General features: G+C 72.0%; 16 protein-coding genes and 1 tRNA gene. 10 read left to right on the top strand and 7 right to left on the bottom strand.

What is annotated here, in order from left to right:
- The first annotated feature begins 48 nt into the window (after positions 1-48).
- From AOM46_RS13055 to AOM46_RS13045, 3 genes are all read left to right on the top strand, one after another.
- The gene (locus AOM46_RS13055; protein ID WP_062210096.1) at positions 49-678 is read left to right on the top strand and encodes a SigE family RNA polymerase sigma factor; all 630 of its coding nucleotides are present in this window, start codon (positions 49-51) and stop codon (positions 676-678) included.
- Complete coding sequence (locus tag AOM46_RS13050) at positions 675-2,258, top strand: hypothetical protein (RefSeq protein WP_062210095.1); 1,584 nt, start codon at positions 675-677, stop codon at positions 2,256-2,258. Before AOM46_RS13055 ends, AOM46_RS13050 begins: the two co-directional genes overlap by 4 nt.
- Positions 2,259-2,346: 88 nt before the next feature.
- Positions 2,347-3,252: an SURF1 family protein gene (locus AOM46_RS13045; RefSeq protein ID WP_062210091.1), complete on the top strand. Its 906-nt coding sequence runs from the start codon at positions 2,347-2,349 to the stop codon at positions 3,250-3,252.
- On the opposite strand, the gene AOM46_RS13040 is transcribed toward AOM46_RS13045, so the two are convergent.
- The 3 genes from AOM46_RS13040 to AOM46_RS34000 are packed head-to-tail and all read right to left on the bottom strand — an operon-like array spanning position 3,203 to position 5,748.
- Complete coding sequence (locus AOM46_RS13040; protein ID WP_062210088.1) at positions 3,203-5,065, bottom strand: prolyl oligopeptidase family serine peptidase; 1,863 nt, start codon at positions 5,063-5,065, stop codon at positions 3,203-3,205. The two genes, AOM46_RS13045 and AOM46_RS13040, sit on opposite strands and share 50 nt — an antisense overlap.
- Positions 5,066-5,116: 51 nt before the next feature.
- Positions 5,117-5,584 (bottom strand): RidA family protein, encoded by a 468-nt coding sequence (locus AOM46_RS13035; RefSeq protein WP_062210840.1) that lies wholly within the window; start codon positions 5,582-5,584, stop codon positions 5,117-5,119.
- A gap of 5 nt (positions 5,585-5,589) precedes the next feature.
- Positions 5,590-5,748, bottom strand: coding sequence for a DUF4177 domain-containing protein (locus AOM46_RS34000; RefSeq protein ID WP_158920406.1), 159 nt, complete (start codon positions 5,746-5,748; stop codon positions 5,590-5,592).
- 90 nt (positions 5,749-5,838) lie between these two features.
- Between AOM46_RS34000 and AOM46_RS13030 the strand changes: the two genes are divergently transcribed.
- Together AOM46_RS13030 and AOM46_RS13025 are read left to right on the top strand one after the other, a co-directional pair.
- Complete coding sequence (locus tag AOM46_RS13030) at positions 5,839-6,798, top strand: ArsA-related P-loop ATPase (RefSeq protein ID WP_062210085.1); 960 nt, start codon at positions 5,839-5,841, stop codon at positions 6,796-6,798.
- A gap of 85 nt (positions 6,799-6,883) precedes the next feature.
- Entirely contained in the window at positions 6,884-8,257 is a 1,374-nt protein-coding gene (locus AOM46_RS13025) for an ArsA-related P-loop ATPase (RefSeq protein WP_062210837.1), read from the top strand.
- A 517-nt stretch (positions 8,258-8,774) separates the two neighbouring features.
- Here AOM46_RS13025 and AOM46_RS13020 read toward each other — a convergent pair.
- Complete coding sequence (locus AOM46_RS13020) at positions 8,775-9,128, bottom strand: WhiB family transcriptional regulator (protein WP_062210082.1); 354 nt, start codon at positions 9,126-9,128, stop codon at positions 8,775-8,777.
- 350 nt (positions 9,129-9,478) lie between these two features.
- Here AOM46_RS13020 and AOM46_RS13015 point away from each other — a divergent pair, with 350 nt between their 5' ends.
- Positions 9,479-11,800: a transglycosylase domain-containing protein gene (locus AOM46_RS13015; RefSeq protein WP_078856760.1), complete on the top strand. Its 2,322-nt coding sequence runs from the start codon at positions 9,479-9,481 to the stop codon at positions 11,798-11,800.
- Positions 11,801-11,879: 79 nt separating this feature from the next.
- Here the strand turns inward: AOM46_RS13015 and AOM46_RS13010 are convergent, their stop codons facing one another.
- Positions 11,880-12,344 (bottom strand): GatB/YqeY domain-containing protein, encoded by a 465-nt coding sequence (locus tag AOM46_RS13010; RefSeq protein ID WP_062210834.1) that lies wholly within the window; start codon positions 12,342-12,344, stop codon positions 11,880-11,882.
- Positions 12,345-12,403: 59 nt separating this feature from the next.
- Here AOM46_RS13010 and AOM46_RS13005 point away from each other — a divergent pair, with 59 nt between their 5' ends.
- The 4 genes from AOM46_RS13005 (at position 12,404) to AOM46_RS12990 (ending at position 16,620) form a co-directional block, all read left to right on the top strand.
- Positions 12,404-13,345, top strand: a complete 942-nt coding sequence (locus tag AOM46_RS13005; RefSeq protein ID WP_062210078.1) for a metallophosphoesterase — start codon at positions 12,404-12,406, stop codon at positions 13,343-13,345.
- Positions 13,346-13,389: 44 nt separating this feature from the next.
- A tRNA-Pro gene (locus AOM46_RS13000) sits at positions 13,390-13,463 on the top strand.
- 215 nt (positions 13,464-13,678) lie between these two features.
- Positions 13,679-15,727 carry a TerD family protein gene (locus AOM46_RS12995; protein WP_062210076.1) on the top strand — a complete coding sequence of 683 codons (2,049 nt, stop codon included), beginning with the start codon at positions 13,679-13,681 and terminating at the stop codon, positions 15,725-15,727.
- Positions 15,724-16,620: a nuclease-related domain-containing protein gene (locus AOM46_RS12990; protein WP_062210074.1), complete on the top strand. Its 897-nt coding sequence runs from the start codon at positions 15,724-15,726 to the stop codon at positions 16,618-16,620. Before AOM46_RS12995 ends, AOM46_RS12990 begins: the two co-directional genes overlap by 4 nt.
- A gap of 162 nt (positions 16,621-16,782) precedes the next feature.
- Here the strand turns inward: AOM46_RS12990 and AOM46_RS12985 are convergent, their stop codons facing one another.
- Both AOM46_RS12985 and AOM46_RS12980 read right to left on the bottom strand, forming a co-directional pair.
- Positions 16,783-17,859 carry a polyprenyl synthetase family protein gene (locus AOM46_RS12985; protein WP_234313759.1) on the bottom strand — a complete coding sequence of 359 codons (1,077 nt, stop codon included), beginning with the start codon at positions 17,857-17,859 and terminating at the stop codon, positions 16,783-16,785.
- Positions 17,860-18,137: 278 nt separating this feature from the next.
- Positions 18,138-20,756 (bottom strand): LuxR C-terminal-related transcriptional regulator, encoded by a 2,619-nt coding sequence (locus AOM46_RS12980; protein WP_062210072.1) that lies wholly within the window; start codon positions 20,754-20,756, stop codon positions 18,138-18,140.
- Between the last annotated feature and the right edge of the window lie 289 nt (positions 20,757-21,045).

Here is a 21,045-nt window from a genome sequence, read left to right as displayed (position 1 = left end):
TCGCGGGGGAGAACGTGTCCAACAGGCGTGGCAGAGGTCCTCGAATTCATGGCAACGCCCGCTCGCCCTTTCCCCCGCCCCAGCTCGGCAGGAGCCGGGAGCGGGGCCGTGACCGCGCCACTGCCCGCGGCGCGACCGAGTCGCATCCCCGCCATCGGCGAGGGTGCGGACGACGCGATGGCTGAGGGCACCACCGTTGACTTCCTGACCGAGACCTACCGGGCGCACTACCGCTCGCTGCTCGGCCTGGCCGCGCTGCTGCTCGACGACACCGCCTCCTGCGAGGACGTCGTGCAGGAGGCGTTCATCCGTGTCCACTCGGCCCGCAACCGCGTCCGCGACCCGGACAAGACGCTGGCGTACCTGCGCCAGACCGTGGTCAACCTCTCCCGTTCCGCCCTGCGCCGTCGGATCATCGGCCTGAAGCTGCTCAGCAAGCCCCTTCCGCACATGGCCAGCGCCGAGGAGGGCGCCTACGAGCAGTTGGAGCGCGCCGATCTGATCAAGGCGATGCGCGGACTGCAACGCAGACAGCGCGAGGTGCTCGTGCTGCGTTACTTCGCCGACATGTCGGAGGCCGAGGTGGCCAAGGCCCTGGGCATCTCGGCCGGCTCGGTCAAGGCATACGGCTCGCGTGGCATCGCGGCGCTGCGCGTCGCCATGGAGGCCGCCAGATGACAGCACACGAACCCGGTTTCCGGCAGCAGCCGGACCGGGCGCCGACGGATGCCCGCGACGAGCCGCCGGGGCGGGACCACGTTCCCCCGGCCGCGCAGCCACCGCCCGAGCCGGGGGACGGACGCGAGCGACGAGACCGACGCGGCCGGCACGAGCAGTCCGAGCAGCAGACTCCGCCGCCGGCGGCCGACGCGCCGGATCGGGTCGAGCTCGACCCGCCCGGCTCCCTCGAAGAGGAACAGCTGCGCCTCCTGTTGCACGACGCCGTCAGCGAACTGGAGCCGGACACACACGCCCTGGCCACACTGCACGAGGCGGTGCCGATGCGCCGCCGCCGGCGGCGACAGATGCTGCTGGGCACGGCGGCCTCGGTGGCGCTGCTGGGGATCGGCGCTCCGCTGATGGCCAGCGTGGCCTCCACCGGGGAGGGCGACCAGGGCGTCGCCATGGACACGGAGAGCGGTCGGGGCGGCGGCGGTTGGACCCAGGACGGCGACTACGGCGAGCCGGGCGCGCCCTATCACGCCGGCGGTGGCGGCGGCCTGGACGAGGACTGGGGCGGCGGCGCCCCGGACGACGACGGCTCCCCGTTCCCCAGCGGCGAACCGGGCGACGACGGGACAAGCGACTCCCGGGAGACGCTCGGCGTCACCTCGCCGCACTGCGCCCGCGAGCAGCTCGGCCGCGTGGCCACCTGGACGGAGACCCCGGACGCCGAGGGGCGGATCTACGGCCTGATCCGACTCTCCAATGTCTCCGCCGAGCCGTGCCGGGTCACCGGTGAGGGTGAGTTGGCGGTGCTCTCGGACACCTCGGGCACCACCAGGGTGCGGGTCGTCAACCGCACCGAGGGAGACCGCGCGACCGGCCTGCCGACGCCGGCCGAGGCGCACCAGGAGCTGATCCTGCCCCCCGGCGAGGCATACGAGGTGCGCTTCGCCTGGGTCCCGGACAACGCGGTGGGCGGCTGCGCGATCGCGGCCACGCCGACGCCCGGCACCTCCTATCGGACCCAGCTCCACCCCGTCGACCCGGAGGGCTCGGCCAGCGGCGGTGGCGGCGAGGACACGGGCTCGGTATCCGGATCGGGATCCGGCTCGGGCTCGGGATCCGGATCGACCGGATCCGAGGGGCCGAGCACCCCCGACCCCAGTGAGGGCGCGAACAACGGCAACGGGAACGGCGGTAGCGGCAACAGCGGCAGCGGGAACAGCGGCAGCGGGAACAGCGGCAGCGGGAACGGTGGCAGCGGGAACGGTGGCAGCGGGAACGGTGGCAACGACGGAGGCAACGGCGGCAGCGGGGACTCGGGCGCCGGCGGCGACGAGAACGGCGGCGCCGACGGCGGCTCCGGCACGCCGGGAGACGGCGACGGCGGCTCGGCCAACCCGGGGGACGGCGACGGCGGCGGCAGCGGCGACACCGGCACCCCGCCGGTCGAGGGCGGCAGCGAGGGCGAGGGCGTCGTCCTGCGCTACACCCCCGAAGCGGGGGAGCCGGAGGCGGCCCGGATCCAGCTGGACGGAGTCTGCTCGGGAACGATCTACCGCACCGGCGTCCTGACCGCCGCGGCGAGCTGAACGAGACCGCGGCCGGCGCACTCAGGCGCATGGCCGCCCGCATGGCCCGGCGCGTGGCCCGGCGACAAGCGGAAGTACCGTTGACCCCGTGTACCGGTTTCTGCTGACTCCCCGCTGGTGGACGATCAACATCTTCGTGGTGCTCGCCGTTCCCATCTGCCTGCTCGCCGGCATCTGGCAGCTGGGCCGGTTCGAGAACCAGGTGGAGTCGCACCGCGAACAGCAGAAGCTGGCCGAGGGAACGGGCGAGGTGCGTCCGGTGGCCGAGCTGCTGCCGCTGACCACCGAGACGGTGGGACGCCAGGCGGAGGCCACCGGCACCTTCGATACCGAGAACCAACTGCTGGTGCCGGAGCGGATGATCGAGGGGCGGCGCGGCTTCTTCGTGCTGACGCCGCTGCTGCCCGCCGACGGCTCCCCGGCCGTGCCGGTGGTGCGCGGCTGGCTGCCGGGAGCAGCCGATCCCGCGCAGGTGCCGGAACCGCCGGCCGGGGAGGTGACCGTCGTCGGGGCCCTGCAGGCGGCGGAGTCGCCGAGCCAGGTCAGTGGCAAGACCGAGGGGCTGGCCGGCGGCGAGCTGGGCGTGATCGGCGCCGCCTCGTTGATCAACCTGCTGCCCTACCCGGTCGAGGACGCCTGGATCACCGTGCGGGAGCCGGCGGCGCCGCTGGTGGCGGTGCCGGCGACGGCGCCCAGCGGAACGGGCCTGGATCTGGACGCCTTCCAGAACCTCGGCTACACCGCCGAGTGGTTTGTCTTCGCCGGCTTCACGCTCTTCATGTGGTTCCGCCTCTTCCGCCGCGAGGTCGAGACGCTCCGCGACGCCGAGCTGGGGCTGACCGACGACGGCCGGGGCCCGAAGGGCGACCCCGGCAACCCCCCTGGCCCCGGGGGCCCGCGGGCCCCCGGCGGCCCGGGAGATCCCGAGGGCCGACGGCGGCAGGCTAGCGGGCTGCCGCCGGACCGCCCGGCAGATGATCTCGCACGAACCTGATCTCCTGCGCCACCTGCTTGATCCGCTCCTCCACCACCAGCGATCCGTGCCCCGCGTCATAGCGGTACACCTCAAGGGGGTGCCCGCGCTCCGTCAGCCTCTCCACATAGTTCTCGATCTGGCGGATCGGGCAGCGGGGGTCGTTGACGCCGGCCGAGATATAGACCGGGGCCCGCACATCGTCGACATAGGTGATCGGCGAGGACGCGGCCCAGCGGTCCGGGACCTCGTCGGGCGAGCCGCCCAGCAGCGTGCGGTCCATCGCCTTGAGCGCCTCCATCTCGTCCTCGTAGGCCGCGACATAGTCGGCGACGGGGACGACGGCGACGCCGACCGCCCAGTTCTTCGGCTGGGTGCCGATGCCGAGCAGGGTGAGATAGCCGCCCCAGGACCCGCCGGTGAGCACCAGCCGCTCCGGATCGGCCAGCCCCGAGGCGACGGCCCACTCCCGGACGGCGGCGATGTCCTCCAGCTCGATCAGGCCGACGCGGATCTTGAGCGCGTCCGTCCAGGCGCGGCCATAGCCCGTGGATCCCCGGTAGTTGACCCTGACCACCGCGAAACCGTGGTCCACCCAGGCCGCCATCCCCGCGGTGAAGGCATCGCTGTCATGCGCCGTCGGACCGCCGTGGATATCGAACACGGTGGGGAACGGGCCCTCGCCCGGGGGCTGTTGCACCAGCGCGTGGACCTTGCCGCCGGGTCCTTCCACCCAGGCGTCCGTCACCGGCACCGACCTCGGCGCCCTGCTGCCGGGCGGCTCAAGCACCGTCCGCCCCGTCGTCGACCGCACCTGGGGCGGCTCGGCCGCCGACGACCACAGGAACTCCACCTCGCCGTCAGGGCGGGCCGTGGCGCCGGAGATGGTGCCGGCCGGGGTGTCGAGGCGGGTCAACCCACCGTCCGCCAGGCCGTAGCGGTACAGCTCGTCGCGGGCCTGATAGCTGTGCGCGACCAGCAGCGCCGAGCCGTCCGGATACCACTCGGCGTGCAGATCGCCCGGCAGCCCCAGGGCCAGCTCGCGCTGCTCGCCGGTGAGCGGATCCCACAGCAGGGGCTCCCAGCGGCCGTGCCGCTGATGGCCCACGAGCAGCCGGCTGTCTCCGGCCAGCGGGGCGAAGCCCAACGCGGAGAGGCCCGACTCGACCGTGCCGCCCGCCGTGTCGTCCAACTCGGCGACGGGCGAACCGTCCAGCCGGATCACCCGCAGCGCGGAGTGCATGGCGTCGCCGTGCTCGGTGTGCTCGACGGCCAACAGCGAGGCGTCGTAGGAGAGGGCGCCGACGCCGGCGGACTGCCGGTGCCGGTAGATCTCCGTGGGCTCGGCGGCGCCGGGGAGCCGCACATGGAGAGTGGTGCCGTCCTCCTCCGTGTCCCGCCCGACCACCACCGTGCCGTCCCGGCCGAGGGCCAGACCGCTGGGGTAGGCGGCGGCGAGCCCGGGCACGGCCGGCTCGTCGGGCCCGCCGTGGAACGGCTGCCGCCGCCAGACGCCGAACTCGTCGCCGTCCGTGTCGTCGAACCACCAGACCCACTCGCCGTCCGGCGAAAGACCGCCCGAGACCGTGCCATTGGGCCGGTCGGTGGCCTGCCGCCGCGCATCGGTGGCGCGGTCCCAGGTGTACAGCTCGAAGGTGCCGGTGACATCGGAGACAAAGAGCGAACGGTCGGGCGCCTCGCGGGCCCAGCGCGGCAGGCTCACCCGGGGCGCCCTGAACCGCAGCTCCCAGTCGGGGACTTCGGAGGGGCCGCCGGACGTGCGGCCGTCGGACGTGCGCTCGTTCCCTGGGTCGTCGGACACGGAATCAGTCATGCGGTCAGTTCTACCCGAAGCCACCGACCGCGCACCCGGGCGGCGGAGGGCTCAGCCGTCGATCAGCTCCACCTGCACCTCGACCTCCACCGGCGCGTCCAGCGGCAGCACCGCCACCCCGACCGCGCTGCGCGCGTGCCGGCCGCGCTCGCCGAAGACCTCCCCCAACAGCTCGCTGGCGCCGTTGATCACCTGCGGCTGCCCGGTGAACCCGGGCGCCGAGGCCACAAAGCCCAGCACCTTGACCACCCTGGCCACCCGATCCAGATCGCCGGCCACCGACTTCACCGCGGCGAGGGCGTTGAGCGCGCAGATCCGCGCCAGGTCCTTGGCCTGCTCGGGCGTGACCTCGGCGCCGACCTTCCCCGCCACCGGCAGCTCGCCGTCGACCAGCGGCACCTGGCCCGAGGTGTACACGTAGTTGCCGCTGGCCACGGCCGGCACATAGGCGGCCACCGGCGGAACCACCGGCGGCAGCGCCAACCCCAGCCCGGCCAGCCGCTCCTCGACCCCGCTCACCGAGCTCACGCCTGCTTCTCGCGCTTGAGGTAGGCCACCAGCTGCTCGGCGTTGGGGCCCGGCACGACCTGCACCAACTCCCAGCCGTCCTCGCCCCAGTTGTCCAGAATCTGCTTGGTCGCGTGGACCAGGAGCGGCACCGTCACGTATTCCCACTTCTTCATGGCCGACACTCTAGCCACCACCACCGACAGCGGCCCCACGAACGGCCTCCGCGAGCGGGCCCGTAACGTGGGGTCGTTAGGCTCGCCGGCGTGACCCCAGAACGCAGACTGCACGTGGTCAGCGGTAAGGGCGGCACGGGAAAGACCACCGTCGCCGCCGCGCTCGCGCTGGCGCTGGCCGACGAGGGGCGGCGCACCCTGCTGGTCGAGGTCGAGGGCCGCCAGGGCATCGCCCAGCTCTTCGAGACCGAGGCGCTGCCCTACGAGGAGCGTCGCATCGCGATCGGCCCCGGCGGCGGGGAGGTGTACGCGCTGGCCATCGACGCCGAGCGGGCCCTGCTCGACTATCTCCAGATGTTCTACAAGCTGGGCGGCGCCGGCCGGGCGCTGCGCCGGATCGGCGCCATCGACTTCGCCACCACCATCGCCCCCGGGCTGCGCGATGTGCTGCTCACCGGCAAGGCGTGCGAGGCGGTCAGGCGGCGCCGGCCCGACGGTGGCTTCGTGTACGACGCGGTGGTGATGGACGCCCCGCCGACCGGTCGGATCGCCCGGTTCCTCGGGGTCAACCACGAGATCGCCGGGCTGGCCCGGATGGGGCCCGTCCACCACCAGGCCCAGGCCGTGATGCGGGTGCTGCGGTCGGCCGAGACCGCCGTCCATCTGGTGACGCTGCTGGAGGAGATGCCGGTCCAGGAGACCGCCGACGGCGTCGCCGAGCTGCGCGCCGCCGAACTCCCGGTCGGCGCCGTGATCGTCAACCTGGTCCGGCCGCCGGTCCCGGCCCCGGCTGGCGCCCCCGCGGCGGCCGACCGGGCTGCGTTGGCCGACGCGCTGCGCCGCGCCGGGCTACCCAACGCGGAACGCCTGGTCGAGCCGCTGCTCGCGGAGGGCGCGGCGCGCGCCGAGCGCACCCGGCTTGAGGCGGCCCGGCGCGCCGAGTTGGCGGCCCTGGGCCTGCCGCTGCGTGAGCTGCCGCTGCTCGCCGAGGGCGCCGACCTGGCCGGCCTCTACCGGCAGGCCCGTCGGTTGCGGGAACACCCGTGGTGACCACGCCCCCGGCCGCCAGGACCGCCCACGCCGTCGCGGACACCGCGCCGACCGGAGGAGGAGCCCGATGACCCCGGTGAACCCCATGCGGGAGGAAGGACCGGCCGGGGACGCCGTGGTCGCCGACGTTCCACCGCTTCGCCTCGACCCGCTCCTGGACGAGGCCGCGACCCGCATCGTGGTCTGCTGCGGCTCGGGGGGCGTCGGCAAGACCACCACGGCCGCCGCCCTGGGCCTGCGCGCGGCCGAACGGGGCCGGCGCGTCGTGGTGTTGACGATCGACCCCGCACGCCGCCTGGCGCAGTCGATGGGGCTGGCCGAGTTGGACAACGTGCCGCGCCGGGTGCCCGGCATCGACGGCGCGGCGGGCGGCGAGCTGTTCGCCATGATGCTGGACATGAAGCGCACCTTCGACGAGACCGTCGAGGCGCACGCCGAACCGGCCAGGGCCAGGGCCATTCTGGAGAACCCCTTCTACCAGTCGCTCTCCGCCGGCTTCGCCGGCACCCAGGAGTACATGGCGATGGAGAAGCTGGGCCAGCTGGTGGCCCGGGACGAGTGGGACCTGATCGTTGTCGACACGCCGCCGAGCCGTTCGGCGCTCGACTTCCTGGACGCGCCCCAGCGGCTCGGCTCGTTTCTGGACGGACGGTTCATCCGGGTGCTGATGGGCCCGGCGAAGGTGGGCGGTCGCGCCGGCCGCAAGGTGATGGATCTGGGCCTGGCGGGCCTGTCCCGCTTCACCGGCACCCTCGACAAGGTGGTGGGGGCCGGCCTGATCCGCGATGTGCAGGCCTTTGTCGCCGCGTTGGACACCACCTTCGGCGGCTTCCGCAGCCGCGCGGACGCCACGTACCGGCTGCTCCAGGCCCCCGGGACCGCGTTCCTTGTGGTGGCGGCGCCCGAGCGGGACGCGCTGCGCGAGGCCGCCTACTTCGTCGAGCGGCTGGCCGCCGACCGCATGCCGCTGGCCGGTCTGGTGCTCAACCGGGTCCACGCCTCGGACGCCGCCGAGCTGAGCGCCGAACGCGCGCTGGCCGCCGCCGAATCGCTGGAGACGGCCGAATCGCCGGAGACCGGGAGCCCGTCGGGGCGCCCGGCGGCAAAAAATCTTGTGCCCGACGGCATGGCCGATGATCCGACCGGGCAGACAGAGACCGGGCCGACAAACACATCCGGCTCCGAGCGGGTTCAGCCGCCCAGCCGTCGCTCTCCCGAAGCGCGCTCCCCCCAGCGCTCATCCCCGACGGTTGCGCCCCCCGCCGATCCCGTGGACGCCGTGGCCGCCGGCCTGCTGCGGGTTCATGCCGAGCACATGCGCCAGTTGGCGCGTGAGAGCCGCACCAGGGCGCGCTTCACCGCGCTGCATCCGAAGGTGCCGGTGGTCGAGGTGGCGGCGCTGCCGGCCGATGTCCACGATCTGGCGGGGCTCCGCGCCATCGGCGAACTCCTGGGCTGACGAGCCGGCCAGCCAGCCACGGGAGCGCCAGGACTGGGCGGCGCGGCGCCCGAGCGATCCCGCGCACGCCGAAAACCACCCCGAACAGCCACGATCCGGGCAGAAACGAACGCGTGGCGCCTCGCGGCGAGCGATCCTGACCAATCCCGGGCGGCCTCGCGGCGAACCTCGGGCGACCTCGCGGCGGCCGAGCGGCCATTGCCCGACGCAATCCGCGACCTTTACCCGGCCCGCCACAAGCGCCACTCGCGTTGCATAGCGCCACAACGGCGCGAACCACCGTTATGCGCGCCCTACGATTCCGAGTGGTGCGCGCCGGCGCGCGGCATCGCCACACTCACCGTTTCGCGCGTTTCCAACGTTGGCAAGGCCGCCAACGTTGACCCGCCCCTCCCGGCACGGCGATCACTTTCTTGCCGTGATTGCGCGGAACCGCACATCAGCGAGCGGAACACGCAAGAGACGAACACCGTTTCGCATGTTCGCGCTTATTCGCTGCCTATCCGCGCACCTTCGCTTATCCCACGTTGGCCCACTCCTCGAAGGACTCGTCGTAGGAGTCCTCGTAGCGGGCGCCCTGGCTGTACCGCACGCTGCGCTCGTACTCCGTGCGCGCGGTCTCCAACAGGCGGCGCCACGAGGTGACCGTGGGGCGCCTGCGCAGCAGCGCACGCCGTTCGCGCTCCGTCATCCCGCCCCACACGCCGAACTCCACACGGTTGTCCAACGCGTCGGCGAGGCACTCCGTGCGCACCGGACAACCGGTGCAGACCACCTTGGCGCGGTTCTGTGCCGCACCCTGAACGAACAACTCATCCGGATCTGTTGTGCGACAGGCCGCCTGCGCACTCCAGTCGGTAACCCAGCCCATGCCGGTGCCGTCCTCTCCCGAATCGAGGCTCCCCCACGGCGGCAAGTGGCATATTCACCCTTGCCAGTTGAGGACGTTACGGAAGGCTGCCAGACCACAACACCCCCAGTGGGCCTAATCTTGAATGGCCCGATCGGACTATGGGAAGGCTGAAGTCACTCGACTGGGTGAATGTTCAGAGCGGCAGGTCAGGGCACCGGAGAGAGATGTGGAGATGCGGCACAACCTCTTTGCCATGTCACCCCTACGGGTGAAGCCGCGCTTGACTGGTGGCGCTTTGTGTGAACGGTAAGAAGCCTAGGCGAACACCCGAGGCCCTGTCCGGCGTTTGAGAACGTAGGCTGGTCCCCATGGGTAGGAAGCGTCCTGGTGGCGGGCTGAGCGCGATTCAGCAGGTGGCCAAGTTCCTCGGAGTCAGCGTGTTGGCCGGAGGCGTGCTCGCGGGGCTCGCCCTGCCGGCCGTCGGAGCGCTGGGCCTCGCCGCGCGTGGCACCGCGCAGGGGTTCGACGAGATCCCGGCCATGATGAAGCGCCCGCCGCTGAGCCAGAAGACCACCATTCTGGACGCCGAGGGCAACAAGATCGCCGACGTCTACTTCAGGGACCGCACGGTGGTCCCGTTCGACGCCATGGCGGAGGATCTGCGGGACGCCATCGTCGCCATCGAGGACGCCCGGTTCTATGAGCACGGCGCCGTCGACCTGCGCGGCATCCTGCGGGCGCTGAACCGCAACCTGGAGTCCGGCGGCGTCTCCGAGGGCGCCTCGACGCTCACCCAGCAGTATGTGAAGAACGTCTTCGTCGAGGCGGCCGGCGAGGACCAGGAGGCGGTGGCCGAGGCCACCACGCAGTCGGGCGCCGCGGGGCTCGGGCGCAAGATCCGCGAGATGAAGTACGCGATACAGCTCGAACAGGAGCTGTCCAAGGACCAGATCCTGGAGAACTATCTCAACATCACGTACTTCGGCCAGCAGGCGTACGGCGTCGAGGCGGCCTCCCAGCGGTACTTCTCCAAGTCGGCCGCCGACCTCGAACTGCACGAGGCGGCGCTGCTCGCCGGTCTGGTCCAGTCGCCCAGCCAGTACGACCCGGTCAGTAACGAGCAGGCCGCGATAGACCGACGTAACACCGTGCTCAACCGCATGCTGGAAGTGGGCGACATCACGGAGGCCGAGGCGGAGGAGGCGAAGGCCGCCGATCTCGGCCTGGCCATCAGCGAGGCCAGGAACGGCTGCATCACCGCCACCAACGAGGCCGGCTTCTTCTGCGAGTACGTCCGCCACGAGTTCCTCAGGAACCCCGTCTTCGGCGAGACCAACGAGGAGCGCCAGGCCCAGTGGGCGCTCGGCGGCATGACGATCAGGACGACGCTGCGCCCCCAGGCCCAGCAGGCGGCGGCCCAGGCCGCGCGGGACGGCGCGAGCGCGTCCGAGCCGGTCACGGCGGCGGTCGTCCAGGTCGAGCCCGGTTCGGGGCATATCGTCTCCATGGCGCAGAGCCGCCCCTATGGCTACGGCGAGAACGAGACCAGCATCAACCTCACCGTCTCGTCGGAGATGGGCGGCACCGCCTACGGCTTCCAGCCGGGCTCGACCTTCAAGCCGTTCACCGCGGCCGCCGCCCTTGAGCGGGGCATCTCCCCGGCGCAGACCTACGAGACCGACCACGAGATCACGTTGCCGATGGCCGACTTCCGCGACTGCGACGGCGTGCCGCGCGGGTCCGCCGAGGAGCGCGAGTGGACGCTGAAGAACGAGCGCGAGGACGAAACGGGCGAATGGGATATGACCGATGCGCTCGGTCAGTCCATCAACACCTACTTCGCCGAGCTGGAGCGCGAGGCCGGCCTCTGCGAGACCATCACCATGGCCGCCAGGCTCGGCGTCGAGCGCGGCAGCGACGAACCGCTTGAGGCCAACCCGTCCGTCACCCTCGGCGGCCAGGAGACCACGCCGCTGATGATGGCCAGCGCCTACGCGGCCTTCGCCAACGAGGGCACCTACTGCGAGCCGATCGCGATCACCGGCGTGACCAACGCGGACGGCGAGGAGCTGAGCGTTCCCGGCTCCGAGTGCACCCAGGTCATGGGAGCCAGGACCGCGCAGACCATCAACATGATGCTGCGCGGCGTGATCGAGGACGGCACCGGCCAGGCCGTGGGCCTCACCGACCGCGACAACGCGGGGAAGACCGGCACCACCGACGAGCGGAAGAACGTCTGGTTCGTCGGCTACACGCCGCAGCTCTCCACGGCGGTCCGGGTCGGCGGCGACCAGACGTTGATGCCGATGGAGAACATCACCATCGGCGGCCAGTTCTACGAGCGGGCCAGCGGCGCCGGCGTCGCCGGGCCCATCTGGCGCCAGGCGATGACGGGCGCCCTCGCGGGCGTCGCGCCGACCAGCTTCACCCAGGTCGAGGTGCCCCGTGCCGAGAACGACGAGGACGAGGACGACGACGACCGGGGCCGTGACCGCGATCGGGACCGCGACCGCGACAGGGACCGCGATCGGGACCGGAACCGGAACGACGACGGCCCGGAGAACCGGCTGTCCCCGGACCCGGGCGAGGACGGCACCAACGAAACGCTGCCCGAGCTGCCGACCGACTGGGACGAGATCGAGTTCCCCCCGGGCACGTTCAGGGACGGCGTCGGCACCCAACGGGACTGACGGCGTACCGTCACCCGCACCGCATACAACGGGGCGCCCCGACCAGTCGGTTGGGGCGCCCCGTTGTTCGTTGTGACGGTCAGCCGGCCAGTGCCTTCTTCACCGCCGCGGCCACCCGGCCGCCCTCGGCCACCCCGGCGACCTTCGGGTTCACGATCTTCATCACCGCGCCCATGGCCCGGGGCCCCTCAACGCCCTGCGCCCTGGCCTCGGCGACCGCCTCGTCGACCACCGACGCGAGCTCCTCGTCGGTCAGCTGCCTGGGCAGGTACTCGGCCAGGACCTCCCCCTCGGCCCGCTCCCGATCGGCCCGGTCGGCGCGGCCCCCCTTGTCGAACGCCTCGGCCGCCTCGCGACGCTTCTTCGCCTCGCGCGCGAGCACCTTCCGCACCTCGTCGTCGGAGAGTTCACGGGCGCTCTTGCCCGAGACCTCCTCCGTGGTGATCGCGGTCAGCACCATCCGAAGAGTCGCGGACCGCAGCTCGTCGCGTTCCTTGATCGCTGCCGTCAGATCGCCCCGCAGCCGGGACTTGAACGTGGTCATGCCGCCCATTGTGACAGCCGTGCCACCAGTGGCCCCAGGGCTCTGCGACCATGGGGCGCATGCGCGCGCGATACCGCATCCCCCTGAACGCCGCCCTCGCCGTCACCGGCCTCGCCGCCGGCACCCTCGTCTATGCCGCCGGCTTCGAGGTGCGCTCCTTCCGACTGCGCCGGGTCACCGTTCCCGTACTGCCGCCCGGCGCCCGGCCGTTGCGGGTCCTCCAGGTCTCCGACATCCACATGGTCTCGGGGCAGAACAAGAAGCGCCGTTGGCTGCAGTCGCTGGCCGGCCTCCGCCCCGACCTGGTGGTCAACACCGGGGACAACCTCTCCGACCCCGAGGCAGTCCCCGAAACACTGGACGCCCTCGGACCGCTGCTGGAGTTCCCCGGCGCCTATGTCTTCGGCTCCAACGACTACTACGCGCCGCGCCTCCGCAACCCCGGCCGCTACCTGGCCGAACGCGTATCGGGACGGCACGGCCTCAACGGGAACACGCCGGCCCGGAACGTTCCCCGCAACCCGTGGTGGCTGCTGCGCGACGCCTTCGACGACGCGGGCTGGGTCAACCTCACCAACACCCGTGGCCACATCAAGACGGCCGGCACGGAGATCGCCCTGACCGGTCTTGACGACCCGCACATCAAACGGGACCGCTACGCGGAGGTCGCCGGCGGCCCCGAGCCGGACGCCGACCTCTCCCTCGCCGTGGTGCACGCGCCCTACCTCCGCGTGCTGGACTCCTTCACCGCCGACGGCTACCCACTGATCCTCGCCGGCCACACCCACGGCGGCCAACTCTGCGTTCCCTTCTACGGCGCGCTGGTCACCAACTGCGACCTGGACACCGACCGCGTCAAGGGCCTCTCCCACCACGAGGCCGGCGGCAACCACTCCTACCTCCACGTCTCCGCCGGCTGCGGCACCAACCGCTACACCCCCGTCCGCCTCGCCTGCCCCCCCGAGGCAACCCTCCTCACCCTCACCCCCACCACAACCTGATTTCGTGAACGCCCGCTGGTCAGCTAAAGTAGTTCACGCTCCACCGGGGTGTGGCGCAGCTTGGCAGCGCGCTTCGTTCGGGACGAAGAGGTCGTGGGTTCAAATCCCGCCACCCCGACGGTGAATCAACAGGTCAGGTCCGGTACTGAGAGATCAGTACCGGGCCTGATGTGCGTTCGGGGGCTATGTGGGAGCCGGCCCCCGACGGTCCGGCCCGGCGTGGGCGTGTGTGTCCGTTTCTCTGCCGGGCGCGGTCATTCGGCGTTATTGTGCCTCGACACAACGTGAGGGCGTGGGTAACGCCGCAGCAGCCTGGGGAGCCGCATGCGCGAAATGGTCAAAGGCGCGAACATCGCGCTGAGAGAGCTGAGCGAAACCGTCGGCGGTGTGCTCGTCCGCCTGACCTGGAGCAGCGATTCCGGTGACGGTGACGCGGACGTCTCTGTTCTCCTCCTGAACGCGTCCGGCAAAGTGCGCGGTGACGCCGACTTCTTCTTCTACAACAACCCCGACGCACCGGACGGCAGCGTCCAGCTCCTCGGCAAGCCCCCGGCCGCCGACGGGAACGAGGACCGGATCAGCCTCGACCTCTCGGCCATGCCTCCGGACGTCGAACGTGTGGCGATCGCGGCCAGCAGGTACGGCGGCGCCAGGTTCGGTGACCTGCACGATCTGCGCCTGACCCTCTCCGACGCGGCCGGAGAGGAGTTACTCGGGTTCAGCATCGACGACGCGGGGGCCGAGAGCGCGTTCGTCTTCGGCGAGATATACCGGCGTGCCGGGGAGTGGCGGTTCCGGGCCATCGGCCAAGGCTATGAGAGCGGACTCGCCGGTCTGGCGACGGACTTCGGTATCGACATCGATGACGAGGGCGAGGACGACACCACGGAGTCCGACACCGCGGAGTCCGACACCGCGGAGTCCGGTGTCGAGGTCCGGGAGCCCGGGAAGCCGCTCGTCGACGCGGTACCGGCCCCGGCGCCGGTCACCGAGCCGGTCGTGGTGGCGACGGTCCCGGGCCCGGCCCGGCGCCCCCGTACCGCGCGGAAGAAGGTGACCCTGCCCAAGGTCGCCAAGAAGTCGCTCGCGGAGCACGATTCCTGGAAACCGGCCAGGCTCTTCCCGGTTCCCTCGCTCAAGAACGACCGTGAGCGTGAGGCCCGCGCCACCTCCGTCCTGCTGTCCGTGATGGCCCAGGTGCCGGAGTTCGGCCGTCGCCTCACCGCCGCCTTCGGAGCTCCGGCCGGCCGCATGGAGACCTTCACCGAGGTGTCGCTGCCGCACGGCGACGCTCCCAAGCGCCCGGATGGCGTGATCCGCGTGGAGCGGGCGGGCAAGCTGTGGACCGCCCTCGTCGAAACGAAGACGAACGGCAACCCCCTCAAGCCCGAGCAGGTCCAGGACTACGTGGACATCGCCACCCGTCGCGGCTACGAGGCGGTGATCACGCTCTCCAATGACGTCGCGCTGGAGGGCAGTCCACTCATCGAGATCAAGATCGACCGGCGTCGTAAGCACAAGGTGTCGCTCTGGCATCTGTCCTGGGCCGAAGTGACGCATCAGGCAAGGATGTTGATCCGCCACGAGGGCGTGGGCAACGCCGCACACGCCTGGGTTCTGCATGAGCTTCTGCACTACCTTGAGCACGGCAACTCGGGGTGTCACGGCTTCCAGAACATGGGCCCCTCCTGGGTGCCGGTGCGCAACGCGATCGACGAGGAAACCCTCGGCCAGGGTGACCGGCGCGCGGTCGACGTCGTGGAGAGCTGGGAGCGCCTGGTCCGGCAGGTGTGTCTCCGGCTGGGGGGCGAGCTGGGCCAGAAGGTCCTGCCGGTACGGCGCGGCAGGCGCACCACCGATCCCGACGCCCGCCGCGTCGCCCTTGCCGATCAGCTCTGCCACGACGGGCGCCTCAACGCCGAACTCCGCATCGAGGGAACGCGCGGCGTGCTCGCCATCACCGCGGATCTGCGCACCGGCAAACTACGCACATCCGTGGACGTCCCCGCGCCCGAGCAGGGTTACCCCCTTTCCAAAGCCAAGCGGTTGCTCCGGCGACTGAGCGACGCCCCGGCCGATGTGCACGTCGAGACGCTGGTCGAGGAGGGGACCGGACCGCGCGGCACCCTGGAACGACTGCGCCCGGAGCCGGCCGATCTGCTCCCGGGCGACGGAGCCCGGATCACCGGTTTCCGTCTGTCCCTCTTCAAGAGCATGGGCAATACCCGCGGCAACGCCGAGACCAGTTTCATCCGCAGTATCGACGAGGCCGTCGACCGTTTCGTCAACGGTGTCGTCACTCCCCTGGAACGACGCCCGTCCCGCCGCTCGCAGCGCGCGGAGCAGGACCGGGCCAAGGACGCCTGGGCGGGGGCGATATGAGCGGGTCGCACGGCCTGACGGTCTCCCCGTGGAAGCGCTTCGGCCATGACCGCCTGTACGTGAACTCCCGGGCCGGCGAGAAGATCGCCTGGCTGGACCGGACCACCGGCCGGATCACGGTGCTCGTGGAGGAGCAGCGCGAGGCCGCGTTGGACGCTCTCGCTCCCCATCTGGCGGAGGGGTCGCCGGCGCGCACCGCCACGGCACCGCCCGCTCCGGCCGATCCCGTGCCCCGGGTCCGCCCCCCGGCGGTCGGGCCCCGCCCCGGGGACGACCTCGCCGGGAACCGGCCCGGCGAGGCGCTGCTGGCGAAACTCGCCGAGCTGAGACCGAGCTTCTGGCGCTACCTGCTCACGAAGCTGCTGGGCCGCACGTCCGAGGCGGACAGCTGGCGGAAGGGACTGCGCGGTGAGCAGAAGGCGGGCGCCGAGTTGGAACGGCTCACCGCCAGGGGCTGGCGCGTTCTGCACTCGATACCGCTGCCGCGCGAGGTGGACATCGACCACCTGCTGATCGGGCCGGGCGGAGTCTTCTCCTTCAACACCAAGCACCACAGCGGAGCGCGCGTCTGGGTCGGCGACGACTCCGTGAAGATCGCCGACCGGTCCTATCCCTACGTACGCAATTCCCGGGCCGAGGCCAGGCGTGCCTCCGCGGCTCTCACCCGGGCGTGCGGCTTCCCCGTCGAAGTCTCCCCCGTGCTCGCCTTCGTGGACGCGCGGAAGGTCGTGGTGGTGCCTTCGCTGCACGACGTGCGCGTGGTGCGGCACCGGGAGATCGCCACGATGAGATCCCTCGCGGGCGTCTGGAGCGCGACCGGCGTGGAGAGCATCTACGCGGCGGCGCGGGACCGCCGGACCTGGAACCGCGCCCGCGGCGGATCGGACGGCTGACCCCGTCGGCCGCACCGGCGCACGACGAGGGCCCCGACCGGGATCACGCGGGATCACGGTCGGGGGCCCCGACAGCACGATGCGGGCCACGTCGCGGGCGCGGGTTTCCGGGAGACGGTTCGGAGGTCGGCGTCGTCTTCCGGGGGGTTGGGTGCGGGTGGGTCAGGAGTCGCGGTAGGCGACGGTGTGGGCCATGGTGGTGAGTTCTTCGGTCAGTTCGGGGCTGATGTCGGCGGCGCGGACGGCTTCGGAGGCGACTTTGACCTGGGAGTCGATGACGGCCTCCACGCGGTCGCGGATGCCGGTGCGGGTCAGCAGGGCGTGCAGTTTCTCCGGTTCCACGGCGCTGAGGTCGTCGCCGACCAGGGCGGCCACCTCCGGCTCGTCGCGCATGGCGAACGACATCAGCAGCGTCATCTTGTGCTGTTTGAAGTCCAGCCAGGTGGGCTTGCCGGTGGCCTGGGTAGAGCCGAAGGCGTCCAGCAGGTCGTCGCGGAGCTGGAACGCCTCGCCGGTCGCCTGGCCGTACTCCTCGAAGGTGCTGATGATCTCGTCGTTGTCGGCGAGGGCCGCGCCCACCGCGAGGGGGCGGGAGATGGTGTAGCGGGCCGACTTGAAGAGCGCGATATGGCGCGCGAGCCGCGGGTCGGGGCGGAACCTGGCGGCGGCCCGCATGTCGAGGAACTGGCCCGACATCAGCTCGGTGCAGAGCTCGCTCCAGACGGTGCGCACCTTGGGCGGCATGTCCTGCATCAGTCGGTTCGCGAAGACATGGGCGAGATCGCCGCCGAGGATGGCGACGCCCTCCCCGTACCGGCGGCTGTCCCCGCGCCAGCCGCGCTCCTCGTGCAGCCGGGTGTGCACGATATGGGTAGTGGGCTCGCCGCGCCGCAGGTCGGCGTCGTCCATCACATCGTCGTGCATCAGCACAAAGGTGTGCAGGAACTCCAACGCGGCGGCCGCGTCGACCAGTTGGGGGGACTCGGGGTCGCCGCCGGCGGCGAGGTACCCGGCGATGCAGAAGGCGGGCCGCAGCCGCTTGCCCCCGCTGCTGACCATGGCGGCGACGGTGTCGAGGAGTTCGACGGAGTCGGGCTGCTGCTTTTCGAACGTGTCCCGCTCGGCGGCGAGGAAGTCCGCCAGGCGTTGCTCCACGCGGGCGAGAATCCGGCCGCGCAGTTCGTGCGGTGCGAGGTCCTCGGTCGCGGCGACGGCCGCGTCCTGCGTTGGTCCGGTCACGGCATTCCTTCTGCTAGCGGGCGGGCGGCGGACCGCCGGGAGCGGGACCGCCGTCGGGCTCCAGAGCGCCGACGACTGCCGGCTCACCGGTCGGGATTCCCGGCAGGGGCGCGACGGGCGCCCGTCGTTCAGAATGTCCTCCAGCCTGGTCATCCGGGCATCGTCGGTCAATCGCAACGTCGGTGACAGACTTCTGCCAGAGCGCCCCTGACCTGCGACGATGGCGGGTTCGACGTCATTGCGAGGTCATCGCGAGGCACTGCGAGGCCATCGCGGGGTCACTGGGCCGCGGCCGTCCCCGGGGCGGACTGGATGACGCGGGCGACATGTACCCGGGACGGGCAGCCCAACTTGCGCATCACCTGGCGCAGATGGTTCACCACGGTCCACTCGGATATCTCCAGCTGTCTGGCGACCTGACGGTTGGTCAGTCCCTCGGCGACCAGCAGCGCTATCTGCTGCTGACGGGGCGTCAGTTCACGCAGTCGCGGGTTCACCTCGGGTGTCGGCCCGGGTGGCGGGGCCAGCGCCTCCCTGGCCTCGTCCAGCGCGGCGCCCGGGGCGACGCTTGAGGCCCGCAGCCGCAGTCTGGCCAGCGCGCCGTCGGGCAGCGCGTCGCCCAACCGCCGCTCCAACGCGCGTAGTTCTTCCTCGTCCTCGCCCGGCGGCAGCCCGTGCCGCTCGCGCGTCCCACGGGCGGCGTACAGCATCCGGGCGGCGGCGAGGCGTTCCTCCTTCCGCTCCGTCGGGGCGGTCAGGGCGGACACTTCGAGCAGTGCCGCCAGGCACCCGGGGGAGGAGTCGGGCGTCGGCAGTTCGCCCAGTGCCTCCAACGCGGCGCTTCTGGCGTCGGCCGACCGCCCCGCCATCCGGCGCACCCGGACGAGGTCGAGCCGCAGCGCGGCCCGGACGCCCCTGGCGTGCCAGGTGTCCAGGTCCGCCAGATCGTCCAACGCGCGGCGCAGCGGGGCCTCCGCGTCCGGTGCGCCCAGCGCGGCGGCCACCAGGGCCTGGGTGCGGCGCGCCGCCGAGGCGCCCGTGCGGTCCCCGACCGCCTCGTAGGCGTCGACCGCGTCGGCCGCCAGCGAGGCGGCGCCCGGCAGATCGCCGGCGCGGCGCGCCAGTTCGGAGAGCTGCCCGGTCACCCGGGCGACGCCGCATCCGTCGCCGCTGGTGCGGTAGGCCGTCTCCGCCTGTCGCAGCGCGGTGCGGGCCGCGGCCGTCTCGGCGGACAGCTCCGCCCACCGGCCGGCGCCCTCCAGGGCGCGGGCGAGCGGCGACGGCCCCTCGGGCGGCGCGGCCCGGACGGCCTCGATGGTCCGGTCGAGCAGCACGGCCATTCCGGCCACCACGCCGTGGGCCACCCAGGCGTCCTCCAGGCCGAGCAACAGCGCGACGGCCGTGTCGTGTTCGCCCCGCTGCTGCGCGGTGCGCACGGCCAGCCGCAGGTCCGCCAGCCGGCTCCCGATGTCGTCCAGCCAGCGGGCGCGTTCCGTCTCCCTGGCCAGTCCCTCGGCCGCTTCCCTGGCGAAGGCCGCGTAGTGCTCCAGATGCCGGGCGTGTGCCTCGGCCAGTCGCTCGGGGTCGCGGGCCAGCCGCGCCAGGTAGTGGTTGCGGGTGGTCCGCAGCATCCGGAACTCCGGCTCGCCGTCGCTCTCGCCCTGCCGGTCGACGCTGAGCAGCAGGCTCTTGTGGACCAGTCCGTCCATCACCTGCGCCGCGCGCCACCAGCTGAGGCCGCCCAACCGTTCGGCGACGGCCACGTCGACCGGCGACTCGCAGACCGCGAGGCGCTGGACCAGGGTCTGTTCCTCCGCGCTGAGCGCGCCCTCGCCCCAGGCCAGCGCGGTCGACAGGGAACGGTGCCGGCTGGCCACGTCCAACGGGCGGGTGCGGTACGGGTATTCGCCGCCGCGCAGTCGCGCCAGCAGGGTTCTGGGGCTGAGCGTGCCGACGGCTCCCGCCGTCACCTCGATGGCCAGCGGCACGCCGTCCAGCTCGGCGCAGATCTGGGCGATCGCCTCCAGATCCGCGCTGTGCAGCACCTGGTTGCGGTAGTACGCCTGCACATGGCCGAGGAACAGTTCGACGGCAGGACCGCCGCCCCTGGGCGTCCCCGCCACGGGGCCGGTCCAGGTCGGCAGGGGGGCGACGGGCAGCGAATCGACGGCGAGTGGATCGCCGGGCAGCGCGTCGAGGGCCAACGGGTCGATGGGGAGGGCGTCGACGGGGAGGGGTTCCAGCGGGAACAGCCGCTCGGCCGAGACGTCCAACGAGGTTCGGCTGGTGACCAGAACGCGGAGCCGTGGGCAGCGCTGGATCAGGGCGGCGAGGCCGAGCGAGAGCGCGGCGGCCACCAGATCGCAGTTGTCCAGCAGGAGCAGCACGGTCGGCCCGTCGGCGTCGGCGGCCAGCTCCTCGCCCAACTCCTCGGCCAGTTCGCTGGCTCGCCCGTGTGCGGAGGCCAGGGCCGAATCGTCGGCGGAGGCGCATGCCGTCCGGCTCGCGCCGGTGCCGCCGCCGGCGCGCGGGGGCGTGAGCCGTTCCCAGGCGCCGGTCCTGGCGACGGCGGGGGTGAGCGCGGCGGCGATCTCATGCCATGCGACGTCCGGCCGGCCGGTCTCGGCCAGGTCGACGATGACGACGCGGCGGCCGTCGAACGGCTCCTGTTCCAGGCAGACCGTCCTCGCCAACCGGCTCTTGCCCACCCCGGCGGGGCCGGTGAGAGTCAGCAGTGGCACGGTGGGGTCCATCAACAACCCGGTCACCGCGGCCAGTTCGGACTGCCGCCCCAGGAGTCGGGTCCGGGACGGGTGCTGCGGCGGCGTCTCCGCGGGCACCAGTTCCGGAACGCGACTCAGGAGAGCGGGCGAGGTGATGGAATCACGTCCCGACATTGGGTCCCTTCCCCGTATCCCCGTTCGGCCCGTGCGTGCGCCATGCCGGGCCCGGTCCTCGCGGCATGAACGCCCGTGGTCCCTGGGGCGAAACGCCACTGGGGTGATACTGCGGAGGCCTCAGGAAAGTCTGCTGGAGGCTCGGTGAATTCTCGCTGAAGTCCCAGCTCAGCGGGGCCGCTGGGCGCGGCGGCCTGACCGCCCCGGCGACGTCACGGGGTGGGGGGTTCCCGTCGAATGGGGGGACGCGGGGCTCGGTGCCGACGGTTGAGGGCCGGACCGGCGAGGG

It is taken from the genome of Streptomyces sp. NBRC 109706 (assembly GCF_000974485.1).
Lineage (GTDB): Bacteria > Actinomycetota > Actinomycetes > Streptomycetales > Streptomycetaceae > Streptomyces.
The sequence above is the reverse complement of the archived record's forward strand: the minus strand, read 5'-3'. Positions and strand labels throughout refer to the sequence as shown.